This is a genomic window from Nocardiopsis sp. ATB16-24 (assembly GCF_030271535.1).
Taxonomy (GTDB): domain Bacteria; phylum Actinomycetota; class Actinomycetes; order Streptosporangiales; family Streptosporangiaceae; genus Nocardiopsis.
The window spans coordinates 1-13,516 of sequence record NZ_JASCXJ010000025.1 but is presented as its reverse complement, the minus strand read 5'-3'; the positions used below and the strand labels follow the sequence as shown (position 1 = coordinate 13,516).

Below are 13,516 nucleotides of genomic sequence, written 5' to 3'. Positions count from 1 at the left end.
TTTGCGGGTTTCGGTCTGAACGGCCCGACAGCGCCTCTCCTCACGGAACAGGGGCCTTGACGTGTAGTGACCGGGTCTTTACGTTTTTGACAACCGGCGGAAGGAAATCCGGGAGCACCGGAATTCCCAGGACAATGCCGTCCGACGTTCGCAGAGGAGATATCCGACCCCCGGCGAACGTCCTCCGCCCGCCTGGGCCGGAAACGGTCCGGGTCACCCCGCTACGCATCCCCACCCGGGATCCGTGACCCGAAAGAAGGGCCCCCTCCCATGAACATCCGCAGCAGAATCCGCTCCCTGGCGGCAGTGGCCGCCGCCACCGCGCTCACCTTCACCCTCATGCCCGCCGGCGTGGCCAACGCGCACGGCTACATCTCCGCCCCCATGAGCCGCCAGGCACAGTGCGCGGCGGGCATCGTCGAGTGCGGCGGTATCCGGTGGGAGCCGCAGAGCGTCGAGGGTCCCAAGGGTCTGATGAGCTGCTCCGGGGGCAACGGCCGGTTCTCCGAACTCGACGACGACGGCTACGGCTGGCGGGTGACCGACGTCGGCACCTCGCTGACCTTCACCTGGACCATCACCGCCAGGCACTCGACCGCCAACTGGGAGTACTTCATCGGCGGCCACCGCATCGCCAACTTCGAGGACCACGGCGCACAGCCGCCGTCGACCTTCCAGCACACGGTCGACCTGTCCGGCTACAGGGGCCACCACAAGATCCTGGCCCGGTGGAACGTCGCCGACACCGCCAACGCCTTCTACGCCTGTGTGGACGTCAACATCCGCTGACGGGTGCCCCGTGTCCCCGGCCCGGTTCCTCGTTCCCCGGCCGGGGACACGGCCTTTTCCGCTCGAAGCCGCTCGCGGCGGCGTCAGGACCTCCCACGGGCCGACCGCTCCACGACCCGCGGATCCGCGGAGGGCCACCGGGGGTCCCTGGCCGGACGACCCTCCCCGGACGGGCCTTCGCAGGACGGTTCCTCCCCGGTGCGCGCGTCAGCGGCGGCCCCGTCACCGGAAGGACGGTCCCAGGAAGACGGTCACAGGAAGCTCTCCATGTCCCGGGCGAAGTCTTCGGGGGAGATCTCGCCGAGGAAGAGCAATTGCAGGTTGGTCAGCAGGACCTGGGCGGCGGTGGAGGGTATGGCCTGGTCCCACGACTGGGTGAAGCTCGGTGCCTCAGAGACCATCTCGTGGGTGAAGACGGCGAAATCGGCGTGCTCGCTCTCCTGGAGCCGGTCCTCGATACCCCGGATCGGGGGTACCTGCCCGGCGGCGATGAGCCCGTCCACGTACTCGTCGGAGGTGACGGTCTCCACCAGGAAGTCGATCGCGGCGTCGGCGCGGGGGCTGCTCGCGTTCACGGAGAAGTAGTTGCTGGGGTTGCCGACGACCGCGCCGGGCTCCCCCTCCCCTCCCTCCACGACGGGGAAAGAGACGTACCCGAGGTCGCCACCGGCCAGGAACTCGGGGTTGTCCTGCTTGTGTCGGGAGACGTCCCAACTGCCCATGAGGAACATGGCGGACTCGCGGTGGGCGAGCATGGCCGAGGCGCTGCCGTTGTCGTAGTCCAGGGAGGCGAAGTCGTCGCCGAAGGCGCCGCGTTCGACCAGGTCCTGGCACATCCGCATGGCCTGGAGCATCGCCGGGGAACGCCAGGCTCCGTCCTCGCCGTCGACCACGGCCTGGAACGCCTCGGGGCCCGCCAGCCGTTCCACGAGGTAGGACAGCCACATCAACTGGGTCCACCCCTGGGCGCCGGGGAGGGTGACGGGCGTGATCCCCCGCTCCTGAAAGACGTCGACGGCCTCCAACAGTTCGTCATAGGTACGGGGCGGTTCGAGGCCGGCCTCCGCGAAGACCGCCTTGTTGTAGTAGAGGACGACGGGTTGGACGCCGAGCATCGGCACGCCGTAGTAGGACTCGTCGATCTTGGCGACGTCGAGCACGGTGGTCAGGAAGGCGTCACGGAACTCGGGGCGGCTCTCCAGGGTCTCGGACAGGTTGACGGCCCACCCCTCCCGCGCGTACTCGGCGAGGTTGCCACCGCCCCAGTTGAAGAACACGTCGGGGCCGCTGGGCGAGCTGAGCGCGAACTGGAGCGTCTCCTTGTAGGAGTCGTTGACGTAGGTGACGAGCTCGGCGGGGACCTCGTGAGAGGCGTTGTAGGACTCGATGCTCTCTTCCAGGACGGTGTTCACCGCGCCGTCCTCCAGGGCCCACACCCGGAGGCCGTCGACCTCGTCATCGGAGGAGGCCGACGTACAGGCCGTGGCCAGGAGCACGATCAGGGTCAGGAAGGCAGCGCCGATCGCACGCGCCTGGGAGGTGCTTGTCATTGCTCGATCGTTCTTTCGCTGGGGGAACCGAAAGTTATCGAAAAAGAACGGAAGCTTTCGTGAAGGAAGACGCTAGGTCTCCGGAGGGGTTCCGTCAAGGGTGGCTCTCACCATGGATGATCGCGAGTGGTGCTACCGAAAGTTTCGGGAAGGAGAACGCGAGGACGGGCGGAATGCGGCGTGGAGAGGGAAAGCGGTGGTGCCGCTGAGGTCGGGGAGCCCTCTTCCGCAGGGGTGCGACCGCCGTCACCGAGGGCGCGCGGGCGTGGGGAGCGGTCTCCCGGCCGTGATCGGCGCGATCGCACCGGGCGGAAGGGAGGTGTGGAGCACGACCCCTCCCGCCTCAGGTCAAGGAGCGGTGCTTCGGGGAGGACGCACGACCTTGTGCGAAGGGGGAGGGCACTGGCTTCCGTCACCGCACCCGAGGGCGCGCAACTCCTCGACGGTCGCGGGGGACACGGTCGGCCAGGTGGTCGCGGCGGCCAACTCCTCCTCCGTCGGAGGCGTTCCACGCAGAGCCGTTCCGAGCACGTGCATGCCCAGGCGGGGAGGCACCGCGTTGCCCACCTGCTGGGCCTGGTCCTTCCCCGACCAGGGGAAGTTGTACGGAAAGGTCTGGAGCACACCGGCCTCGGGAATGGTGAAGCGGTCGGACGCGCCACGCCGGTACTCGGCGTCGTCCCGGTACACCTTGTTCCGGGAGATCTTCCCCGTGACCGTGAAGGCGGGCTCCGAGGACAGACGACGGCCGCGGTTCTTCGGATCTCCTCCCGAGCCGTAGTTCGAGACCACGAAGAACCGCATCCGGTCGCCGGTACGGAACCGGGATCCGTCCACGGGGGAGTCCTCTGGGGCGCTCGCCGCCTCCAGGGCGTCCGCCATGGAGACCCAGGAGGGCTTGGTGCCTGGTGTCGGGGGCTCGTCGGTGGATTCGGCGGTGGGCTCGTCGGTGGGCTCGTCGGCGGCCACGCCGATCCGGGCGGCGTCGTTCCTCCGCCCATGCAGGGCGAAGGGGAGATGGGTCGGCTCGGGAGGACTGACGGCTCCCAGGCCCACGCGTCGGGCGACGAGCACGGCACGCCTGCGTGTCTGCGGTACCCCGAACTGCTCGGTCTTCAGCATCCAGCACTCGGCTTCGTACTTGACGCCCTGGAGCCGCCCCTCCCCACTGCGCAGCAGCTCGGCGTAGGCCTGCCAGAGCGGCAGGACCGAAGGCACCTGCTCCAGGACGATCACCTTGTACGGGTCACGCCCCCTGGTCTCGATCGCCTTGAGGAGCCATCGCAGTGGTTCCAGCACCAGGGCGGTGCGCGGATCCTCGTCGAAGGAACGCAGGTCGCGGTCGATCTCGGCCTCGTCGTCCCCCTTCACGAGGCGGTGCATGAACTCCCGCACCTTGTTCAGGGTCCGCCTCCCCGCGCCGCTCCCCGCGATGGAGAAGGACTGGCAGGGAGGGCCGCCCATGAGGACGTCGACCGAGGTGGGGATCTCGTCGAAGCGGCTCTCCCGCATGACGCTCACGTCGGCGTGGATGGTCGGCAGACCGGCCGCGTAGCGCGTCTCGCACGCGTTCCGGTCCCACTCGATGCCCAGGCTCCTGAGTCCCAGGAAGTGCGCCGCCACATCGAGTCCACCGGGGCCGGCGAAGAGGTCCAGGGCACGGACTCCGTGGAAGGGGTGCGCTGGTTCTCCTGGACTCTCCATGAGGTCGAAGTGTATCGGTGGGTGGGGGACCAGCGAGGAGAGTGGAGGAGAGTGCTGGTCATCGAGGAGGTGAGGGGGTTGTGGTGTCCAAGGCCGCGACATCCGTCGTCCGGATGTGGGAGGGACTTCGGGGGGGCCTTGGGTCCGGTGGGTCTCGTCCTACGTCGTTGCTTGATGGCCGGGGCCAGCCCGTGTCGCCGTAAGCAGGCGGACCGCGACGCGCGTTCGATGTGGGTGTCCGCCGCGCTGGATGGTTTCGCCGAGAGTCCCACTCTCGGGGATGGGTCCGAGTCACAAGGGCCGCTCATGGGGAAGGTCTTCGGCCATGCGCATGCCCGCAGGCTGTTCGTCCACGGGGGTCTTTGACATCTCATGGCGGAACCTGTGTGGTCCGGGAGGTTCCCACTGGCCCCCTATGCGGTCCCCAACGCAGGAACACCGGTCCTGTGGGACCGGAGTCCTGTTTCGTCAGGGTGACGAGATGTGAATCCACAACCTTTTCCAGTGCCGGGGGCCTGCGGTGACCGGTGGCTGGCTCCCCGAAATCGCCCCTGAACTCGGCGTTCTCCCCAGATGCTTCCCACCGCTTCCGGGGCTTGCTTGGAGCCATGTGCACTGAATGTGCATCGAAACGGTTGGCGGTTCCTACTCCTGACGGAGGCGCGCAAAGCTTCAGCTTGGGAAACCGAGAACGCCTCAGGCAAGTGGCCTCGCGACTTTCCTACATGCGCTGACGCGGTCCGTCTCCCCGTGATTCCCTGTGGTTTCCCCCTGCTGCCCGCACTGTGTGGCACAGATCTGTTCCTGTTATGTGAACAAGGCACAAATTGTCACACCTGCTTCGTACGGTCCTGGGCAGAGCAGTTGATCCTGTGTCAGAAGTACTGAGCAGTGGTCTACGAGCCGCAGCCGCGTTGCTTCGGCCCGCGCTCGGAAGGGGAGGGACTATGTCCCCGAGACACGTGAAGGTAAGGCTGGACTGCCGGGGTGCCCGTCAGGGCATCGACTTGTGCGTGCAGGTCGAACGACAGGTCCCTGGGCCGCTGCGGTGCACTCCGGGTGGTGGCAGGCCCGTAAGGAGTGGAATCGGACCCAGTTTCTGCGCTGAGTGCGATGATCTCGTCAAGGACGGCAGCCGCCTTCGGGCACATGTCAACGACCTGACCAGAGGTGGCTGGGGCCGCTGGGTGCGGGCTGGGTCGGTGGTCATCGGATGCGGCGGCTTGTAAGGGAAACCATCTGGCTGGAGCTCCTGACCCGAGGCACGTAGCTCTGGTGGGGATGTACCTTATGCAGTAACCACGGTTTCGGGCCGGGGTGCCTGGTAGTGCTGGTGACGGTCACCCATGACGGTCGCATTCCGCTACCAGGTACCTCGGAGTCTGCGCACGTCATCAGCCGATTTCTTTCGAACGGCAACCATTTGTCTGCGGACTGCGTCATGATGCTATGTAGTACGGCCGTCGGCCGTGCTCGGGATTGGGCGTCAGCACGCAGCCCGAGCGGGGGCCGAAGGCCGCTGCTACGGCGCTCGCGCCGTAGCCTTGGTTCCACACAGCCTAATTTGGCGGCCCTTTCATTCAGGAGAAAAAGTCCTCCTGGGAGGCAGTTCACTATTCAGAGCAAGCACCAGAAGTTTTTGTGCTGCGAGTTTCATTTGACTTACGGTCTGCCATTGAAATGCTAGCTCTGAGTTTGACTCAAAAAAGCTAGATCTTGGGTTTAATGGCGTCGTCTCAATTCCATGAAGCTTACCATCGTGGACTGTCCTTGACCTCAAATTATATGCACTGCCGAGAAGATTCTTTGTTCTTTCGTCTTTGACGACAAGATCAAGCGTTCTCTTGAATTTAGATGATATGAATCTGCGCCCCTCGCATGTCTTGCATTTATTTGTTTTGAATATTTTTTGAGATATGGACTCGATGCTTGCAATAAAACAAATCAGAGCCAAACTTGGACTCGTGGATTCGCAACGCAATCCCTCCTTGAATGAATCGAGTGCGAGCGGCAATTTTTTCTCTTTTTTCAGTTTCTTCCATGCTGCACTCGCATAATCAGGTAAGGTCACTTCTCTAATTCCCCTCTCGTCCACCTCCCAGGGCCACTCTTCTCTGTCGAATAGGGCACTACCTGACCAGGCTGGATGTCGGGGCGTGGAGCGCTCGCCGTGGGCTATCATTTCGGGGACTTCTCGCACATCTACCAACTGGCACCATATCGTTGAAAGAAGTGAGGTGAGGAGGTTAAGGTCTTTGGCCGCGTTTATTGAAGCCCCTTCCCATGTGTAGCCAACGCTCTTGCCTTTGACTTTAATTGGATATGTCTCTGCCATTGCGAATCGAGTCAATGAAAGGGGTCTTGATTGTACTGCCTCAATCATCAATCCTGCATCGCTTGATAGGACCATATTTTCAATTCTTGCACCTTCGGTTAGGCGAAATGATTTTTTATCCAAAGAACTTGGAACTTGTCCTATGATGGCAGACCATGAAATCGATGGAGCGTTTCTTTCGATTCTACTTCGTGCCGCTGCGACGGCGCTTTCATACTGATCTAAAGTCGATTCGTTCGGCGCTTCTTTCACGGCGGCATATGCTATGTATACTTCGTTCTCTTTGTGTGCGGGGGCTGCCACTATGATCCGAAGGTCGGTTAGTTTTCCGTTTGCATTTCCCTGGATTTCGATAAAAGGAGAGGAATGGTTAGAAGATGCTCCCGCACCGCCTTTTCCAATTCTTGAAGCTACTTCTTCAGTGAGCATTTGAAGGAAGTCATCCTTGGCTCCTTTAGGCAAGGATAGGAGTTCACCTTCGCTAACCCATGTGTAATTCACGGTGCCTGCAATCTATGCTGGGAAAAATTTTTGTTCAAGGGTAATTAGTAGATATGATGCTGGAATTTATCTATACGGTGTCATTTTCTAGATGAGTATTATATTAGATATCATTTCCGTGAAAATTCATCTAAGGTGTTTGATCCGCCCCCGGCTTGGTGTGATCTGAACTCATCTGCTTCATTTGAGAAATCAGTCTTTCTCTTCGCATTTTGTCGATCTTGCTTTAAATGGCCCACGGTTGGCGTAGGCAGAGTTTGAGAACGGCAGAAATGTGGTCGGTGCTCCGATGTCAATAGCTTCGTTCGCTGCGTCTAAAAACTATTTGTCGGCGATCCCATAAGCATTTTGTTGATTGCATTGAACGTGACCGGAGTGATAATAATGGCGTCAGACCTCGGAGAGCGGGGCTTGTCTGGCTTGCGGTGCTCACTGCGTACCAGACGCCTGACCTGCTTCTCCAAGGCCTCGATGTCGATGAAACTGACAGTGGCTTGGGCGGCCACGACTTGAACGGGCCAGCCTCGGTCTTGGGTCAAGTCGACCATCTTGCCGACTTCCAATGCCGATTTGGCCGCGCACACCACTGCATAGAGCGTCTTCTGGTCAATTATGGCCTCAGGCATCGGCCCTTTCTGTGAGAAGCTCTGTCTTAGATCGCAGTCGAGTCAGTACTTACTTGCTTGAGGACAGCTGCCTTCCATCGTGGGTGCGGACATGGGGATTGCTCGGGTCTAGGGCGTCCAGCATGCGGACAGCGTAGACCTCGCGCATGTGCTCTTTGATCCCGTCGGTCGTGAGCCACTCGACGGCGGTGGCCTCGCTCGTGGGATGCTCCTTGCCGACGGAGGGTTTACAGCGAAAGACTAGGGCGACGATTCCGCGGGTCATGTTCTTATAGACGCCGGTGAGGCGCTCCACCTCTACTTGGATTCCGGTCTCCTCCAAAACCTCACGGACAACCCCCTCTTCGGGGGTCTCGTCCAACTCCAGCACGCCGCCCGGTGGCTCCCAGTTTCCGTTGTCCCTGCGCTTGATCACCAGCATCCGTCCGTCCTCGCGGATGACGGCTCCCGCCACGGAAACGGAGTGCAACGGGGTTGATGAGCGTCCGTCGCTGTCGCGGTTCATATGTCGCAGACCTGAGTTCTAGTTCTACTGCTCTAGAGGGAGTTCTCCGCCTGGTCTAGAGCAAGCCGCCATGGGAAGGTATCGAACGCGCTCGTTCCGCTTCCAGCTTCGTGAGGGACGAACGCCTCTGTTCCGATCAACACGGATACCTCTTCGGCCCGGAGCTTCCTGACACTCTCTCGGAACGGGGCTCTGCTGGCGTAGGCCGAGTTCACGAACGGAAGGATGACGGTCGGCACTCCGAGTCCGATCGCCTCGTTCACTACGTCCAAGGCGTAGTTATCGGCGATCCCGTTGGCCAGTTTGTTGATGGTGTTGAAGGTAGCCGAGGCAATGATGATGGCGTCCGCCTTGGGAGAGCGAGGGTCTCCTGGTGCACGGTGCTGACTCCGCACCGGTCGGCCGGTCTGCTTTTCCAACGCCTCGACGTCGATGAAGCTCACCGCCGCTGGTGTGGCTATGACCTGAACGGACCATCCACGCTCCTGGGCCAACCCCACCAGCGTGCCGACCTCCGAGGCCGGTCCCGCTGCGCACACCACCACGTAGAGCGTCTTCTGCTCTCCCACCTGATCAGGCACCGACCCTTTCCGCGAGTTCGCTGACGTTCCCGTAGAGATGTCCGCTTGCCCGGCTCCGTATGTCGTTGATCAGCTGGTGCACCACGGGCCTCGCGCTCAGTTCCTCACTCGCTATGTCTTCGACGTTGCGGAGGGCCTGGTATGCCTGTTCGGTCTTCCCCCACTGCTGATAGGCGCGGGCCGCGTCGATGAACAGGGTCACCCGTCGTTCCATGACCTCGATATTTTCCAACCGCACTTGACGGGCACAGTCGATTGCGCTCCCCGCGTCCCCCATCTCGACCGCCGCGCTTACCCGGTGTAGCAACACGTTCGTGGGGCCGAAAGCCGTCCACTGGTAGTTGAAATCTCCGCCGAGCCGTTCGCCCGCATCCCCGGCCTCGTCTAGGAGGCTGAGAGCCTGGCCCCGATCCTCGCTCTTGGCGGCCGAAACCGCTCCGCTCAACAACAGAGATCCATACACCGACAGAGATTCCGGAGTGGGCTCGTCCATGGCACTGTCCACCCGTTCGGCGGTACTCGTCGCCAGTTCCGTTGCTGCCTTGTAGTGGCGCTCGCGCATCAACGCCCGAGTGAAGGCCCGAGCGCTGGCACCTACGACTGCTGGCCGTTCGCTAGCCTCCGCTGCCCGCATGCTCCGGTCTGCCGCGAGATAAGAAAGTCCGCGCTCCTCGCACTTCAGCAGCAGACTCGCCGCCACGTGGTACGCCTCCGCTCGCAGAGCGTGAACCTGTGCGACTTCGTCTCCTTCCACACTGCTCACGGCGTCGTCCAAACCCCGCAGCAACCCGGGAAGCCGCTTCGCCACCGTTGTGTACTGGCATGCCTGATATCCGGCCTTGGCCGTGTGGGTCCTCCGGGCAAGTTCACGCAGGCTCGTTACCTGGTGGACTGCCTCTTGGCCGCCCCCGGTGTACCGGGTCAGGGCTGCGGCGATCTCGTCCATGTCGAACAGGGAGCCAGTGCTGACCTGGACCAGGGCTGTTCCTGCCAGTCCGACGAATTCGCGGCGACGCACGTTCGAGCCCTCCCCGGGACGTGGGTTCCTCCTCGGCGCGGGCCGCTTCTCGGGGATGGCGGATGCCGAGCTTGTGGTCCCAGTGAACGTGTCCGGGTTCTTCGGTGCAAGGCCGAACAGCATTCTCGCGGTGTCCGGCATCCCGAATCCGTCGGCGATCCGCTCGTACACCTCGAACGCGGTGATGGTCTTGCGGCCGTTCAACACCTCGCTCACGCGTCCCTGTGAGATGCCGGTGGCTCCGGAGATAGCCATCTGGCTTGCGCCCGCGTACTGCTGCACGAACTGGAAGAGCTCTTGGACATCGCGCCTTCTCAGGAACTCCGCCGTGCGCTCACGTTCCCATGCCCATGCAGGGATGGTGATCCGGCCCGGCGCGTGTCCCGGCATCGTGACTCCTCGGCGCTGCGAGTGGAGGGGGTAGCCGACAGTATCCCCCTTCGTCATCCCGATCAGGAATGGGTTTCGAAAAACTGAACCGGGATTCTTGGCCCATGGACAGCAGCAGCGGAACTACGTGCAGGTCATATCGGGGTCGGGGACGGGAGTCTGTGCGCCCTCGCCGTCTGGTCGTCGTCCGGGTCTCGACGGACAAGGAACCGGTGGTGCGCCAGGTTGTGTGCTCCTTCTGCAAGGGCACGGGAAAATCCCCGCTGCGATGGCTCCGGCACCTGGCAGCGGACTCGCCTGCTGATCCATGACATGACAGACCCCCGCGACGCGGTCGAAGGCGTCCGGGGGCGCGGCCAACCTGAGGAAAGCAGGCTGACGTGAGCGACCTTATCGCCCTGATCCGGGCTTGGGTAAGGCTGATCCGACCGAAACCACACGGCAGGCACCACCGCACCGGCCCTCGGCCGTGCCACCTGCCCCCACCTGCGCGGGTGGAGCTGTGGCCCACACCGGCACCCATCGTGATGGACGGCACCGACCGCTGCGCCTACAACCTCCACCGCGGCCCCTACCTGCACCTGGAACGACGACGCCGGGCGCAGCGGGCCGAACAGGACCGGCGGGGGATCGACCTGCTGGTGCAGATCGCCCGCTCCACCCCCGCCTTCGATGACATGGCCGAGCTGCGTGACCTGGTACGCACGGCCATCGCGGTCGGGGCGGTGCGGCGATGACCACCGACCCCTCCCACCCGATAGTCGACCGGGAGACTCTGACCGCCTGGGCACGGGAACACGGCGTGCGGGTGCGGGTGGCTGGTGAGGACTGGGAGTCCATCACCTACGAAGCCACCACCCCCGGACCCAACGGAACCGCGGTGGTGCGGCGGTATCGGTGCGTGCTGCCTCCGGCCCTGGCGCTGCGGCGTCTGCGGCTGACCTACGTGGTCGGCTTGTGCCATGACGCCGGCGGGGCGGTCTGCAACCATGTCCGCCGCGTCGTGCCCCCGGTGCTTTCTGCCGCTGATGAAGCCGCCCGCCACGACGTCACCTTGGTGGCCGCCGCGCTGGTGGAGGCCGAACGTCGGGCGGTGTGTGGGGCGACGGTGCACAACTTGGCTGTGTACACCGTGCAGCGCGCCCAGGACTGGCGGCCGTACTGAAAGACTCCCGCGTGCCCTGACGTCTTTTCGAGACCACGGGGACCAGGGCACGCGGGACCCTTCCCACTCCGTAGAGGCCGGGAAGAGACCTGTGGTGGAAGCCGGCCCATGGCCCGAGGAACACCGGGTCTGAACGGAACGGTGAGTGTCGGCCACAGCGATACGCGCACCACCGGCCTCCAGGAGAAGGGACCCTGGCCGGTCATCACCGAGAGGGCGAAAGTGAGGGAGCCCTCTCCACCTGCTCGTGGTCACTCGACCACACGCTGGCCCCCTATTCGACCCCCAACGCAAAAACGCCGGTCCCGAAGGACCGGCGTTCTGTCTGGTCGGGGTGGCGGGATTTGAACCCACGACCTCTTCGTCCCGAACGAAGCGCGCTGCCAAGCTGCGCCACACCCCGAAGCAACGAGAACAAGTCTAACGGACACCGGGGAGTGCTCGGGCCCCGCCTTCAGGAGGGCGCGACGAGGTCCAACAGGGACGCCTCCGGACGGCAGCAGAAGCGCACCGGCGCGTACGGCGAGGTACCCAGGCCGCCCGACACGTGCAGCCACGCGTTCTCGTACTCGTGCAGCCCCCACGCGCGCCTGCGGTCGATGCCGCAGTTGGTCACCAGCGTCCCGTAGAACGGCAGGCACAGCTGGCCGCCGTGCGTGTGCCCCGCCATCAGCAGCTGGTAGCCGTCGGCGGCGAACCGGTCCAGGTTGGACGGTTCCGGCGAGTGCAGCACGCCCAGGCGCACGTCCGCCGACGGGTCCGCGGGGCCGGCCACCTCGTCGTACCGGTCCAGCTTGATGTGCGAGTCGTGCACACCGGCCAGGGCCACGTCCAGCCCGCCGGCCTTCAGGGAACCCTTGCGGTTGTTCAGGTCGAGCCATCCCGACGCGGACATGGCCGCGCCCAGCTCACGCCAGGGCAGGTCCGGCACCCGACGCTTCTTGTAGTCGTCCTTGCTGGTCCGCCACAGGTAGCGGGCCGGGTTCTTCGGTTGGGGGGAGAACAGGTCGTTGGACCCGTACACGAACGCGCCGGGCCGGTCCAGCAGCGGCCCCAACGCCTCGATGAAGGGCCCAACCGCGTCGGGGTGTCCCAGGGAGTCGCCGGTGTTGATCACCAGGTCCGGCTCGTAGGCCTCCAACCCCCGGATCCAGTCGATGAGCATCCTGCGGCCCGGCGTCAGATGCGCGTCGGACAGGTGCAGGATCCGCAGCCGTGGGCTGCCGGGCGGCAGCAGCGGAAGTTCGTAGCGCCGCAGCCGGAACCAGTTGCGCTCGATGACCGAGGCGTAGAACAGTCCCGCCGCTCCGACCGCCCCCGTGACCGCAGCGGCTCGCCCCGCCCGGCGCAGAAGTCTTCTGTTGTCGGCGCCCATCGTCCTCCTTCGTCGTCGCAGATGATCGTCGCAGATCCCCGGGGGACCGCGCGTAAACCGTTGGTGGCCCTGACCTCGGCCGCCGTAGGATCGGTCCATGTCCGAACTCAAAGACCGCCTCAAGAACGACCTGACCACCGCCATCAAGGCGCGTGACAAGGTACGCGCCGGCACCCTGCGCATGGTCCTGGCTGCGATCTCCACCGAGGAGGCCGCCGGTTCCACCCGGCGTACCCTCGACGACCAGGAGATCACCCGGTTGCTCACCCGTGAGGCCAAGAAGCGTCGTGAGGCGGCCGAGGCGTTCGACCAGGGCGGACGGCCCGAACAGGCCGAGGCCGAGCGGGCCGAGAGCGAGATCATCTCCGACTACCTGCCCGAGCAGCTCACCGACGAGGAGCTCTCCGGGCTGGTGGCCGAGGCGATCAAGGAGACCGGAGCCGAGGGCCCCAAAGGCATGGGCCAGGTCATGAAGACCGTCAACCCCCGGGTCGCCGGTCGGGCCGAGGGGTCCCGTGTGGCGGCCGAGGTCAAGCGTCAGCTCACCGGCTGACCCCCGGTGGCCCCACGGGGAGGACCCGGCCCGTCGCCGGTGCGACGGGCCGGGTCCAAAGGCTACTGATTTTTTCGTTAGTTGTGTGGGGTTGAAGGATGGATCTCCAACCCGGTGTGAGCCAGGAAGGACCAGGGGAGTCGGCCGTCTTGACAGACCCGGTTGATCCCTCGTTCTGCGGCGTCGGCGACGTCGGCCAGGTGCTCCCCGGCCACGTTGGCCAACTCCCGTGTCTTGATCGCTGACCACAGCAGCTCCACGGGGTTGAGCTCGGGGGCATAAGCAGGCAGCCGCTCTAGGGTGAGCCAGTCCTGCTCATCGACCCAGGCGCGCATGTCCCGGCTCCAGTGCGCGCTCAACCCGTCCCAGACCAACACCACCTTCTCACCCTGGTAGAAGGCCTTGAGCTGCTCGAGTACCCCGA

Annotated in this window: 13 protein-coding genes and 1 tRNA gene; 4 read left to right on the top strand and 10 right to left on the bottom strand. The window is 64.0% G+C overall.

The annotated features are described in order from the left end of the window. Positions 1-270: 270 nt before the first annotated feature. Positions 271-789, top strand: coding sequence for a lytic polysaccharide monooxygenase auxiliary activity family 9 protein (locus tag PFX91_RS21170; RefSeq protein WP_285734553.1), 519 nt, complete (start codon positions 271-273; stop codon positions 787-789). A gap of 251 nt (positions 790-1,040) precedes the next feature. Here PFX91_RS21170 and PFX91_RS21165 read toward each other — a convergent pair whose 3' ends face one another. The 7 genes from PFX91_RS21165 to PFX91_RS21135 all read right to left on the bottom strand — a co-directional run bounded on the left by PFX91_RS21165 (position 1,041) and on the right by PFX91_RS21135 (position 9,999). Next, complete coding sequence (locus tag PFX91_RS21165) at positions 1,041-2,339, bottom strand: ABC transporter substrate-binding protein (RefSeq protein WP_285734551.1); 1,299 nt, start codon at positions 2,337-2,339, stop codon at positions 1,041-1,043. Positions 2,340-2,687: 348 nt separating this feature from the next. Continuing rightward, the gene (locus PFX91_RS21160) at positions 2,688-4,043 is read right to left on the bottom strand and encodes a DNA cytosine methyltransferase (RefSeq protein ID WP_285734549.1); all 1,356 of its coding nucleotides are present in this window, start codon (positions 4,041-4,043) and stop codon (positions 2,688-2,690) included. A 1,576-nt stretch (positions 4,044-5,619) separates the two neighbouring features. Then, on the bottom strand, positions 5,620-6,879 hold the full coding sequence (locus PFX91_RS21155; protein ID WP_285734547.1) for a HEPN domain-containing protein: 1,260 nt from the start codon (positions 6,877-6,879) through the stop codon (positions 5,620-5,622). Between the two features lie 314 nt (positions 6,880-7,193). Then, on the bottom strand, positions 7,194-7,505 hold the full coding sequence (locus PFX91_RS21150; RefSeq protein ID WP_285734546.1) for a flavoprotein: 312 nt from the start codon (positions 7,503-7,505) through the stop codon (positions 7,194-7,196). Between the two features lie 49 nt (positions 7,506-7,554). Next, positions 7,555-8,010 carry an NUDIX hydrolase gene (locus PFX91_RS21145; protein ID WP_285734544.1) on the bottom strand — a complete coding sequence of 152 codons (456 nt, stop codon included), beginning with the start codon at positions 8,008-8,010 and terminating at the stop codon, positions 7,555-7,557. 32 nt (positions 8,011-8,042) lie between these two features. After that, positions 8,043-8,591 (bottom strand): flavoprotein, encoded by a 549-nt coding sequence (locus PFX91_RS21140; RefSeq protein WP_285734542.1) that lies wholly within the window; start codon positions 8,589-8,591, stop codon positions 8,043-8,045. Beyond that, on the bottom strand, positions 8,584-9,999 hold the full coding sequence (locus tag PFX91_RS21135) for a helix-turn-helix domain-containing protein (protein WP_285734540.1): 1,416 nt from the start codon (positions 9,997-9,999) through the stop codon (positions 8,584-8,586). The genes PFX91_RS21140 and PFX91_RS21135 overlap by 8 nt, the downstream gene beginning before the upstream one ends. Positions 10,000-10,493: 494 nt before the next feature. Here PFX91_RS21135 and PFX91_RS21130 point away from each other — a divergent pair, with 494 nt between their 5' ends. Further along, entirely contained in the window at positions 10,494-10,736 is a 243-nt protein-coding gene (locus PFX91_RS21130) for a hypothetical protein (RefSeq protein WP_285734539.1), read from the top strand. Continuing rightward, on the top strand, positions 10,733-11,164 hold the full coding sequence (locus tag PFX91_RS21125) for a hypothetical protein (protein WP_285734537.1): 432 nt from the start codon (positions 10,733-10,735) through the stop codon (positions 11,162-11,164). The genes PFX91_RS21130 and PFX91_RS21125 overlap by 4 nt, the downstream gene beginning before the upstream one ends. Before the next feature lie 326 nt (positions 11,165-11,490). Here PFX91_RS21125 and PFX91_RS21120 read toward each other — a convergent pair. Then, positions 11,491-11,567, bottom strand: a tRNA-Pro gene (locus tag PFX91_RS21120). A gap of 51 nt (positions 11,568-11,618) precedes the next feature. Continuing rightward, positions 11,619-12,539, bottom strand: coding sequence for a metallophosphoesterase (locus tag PFX91_RS21115; RefSeq protein WP_285734535.1), 921 nt, complete (start codon positions 12,537-12,539; stop codon positions 11,619-11,621). A gap of 97 nt (positions 12,540-12,636) precedes the next feature. On the opposite strand from PFX91_RS21115, the gene PFX91_RS21110 reads away from it, so the two are divergent. Then, positions 12,637-13,092 (top strand): GatB/YqeY domain-containing protein, encoded by a 456-nt coding sequence (locus PFX91_RS21110; RefSeq protein WP_285734533.1) that lies wholly within the window; start codon positions 12,637-12,639, stop codon positions 13,090-13,092. A 77-nt stretch (positions 13,093-13,169) separates the two neighbouring features. Here the strand turns inward: PFX91_RS21110 and PFX91_RS21105 are convergent. Further along, positions 13,170-13,516 (bottom strand): transposase (locus PFX91_RS21105; protein ID WP_285734531.1); only part of this gene is annotated, 347 nt, incomplete at its 5' end.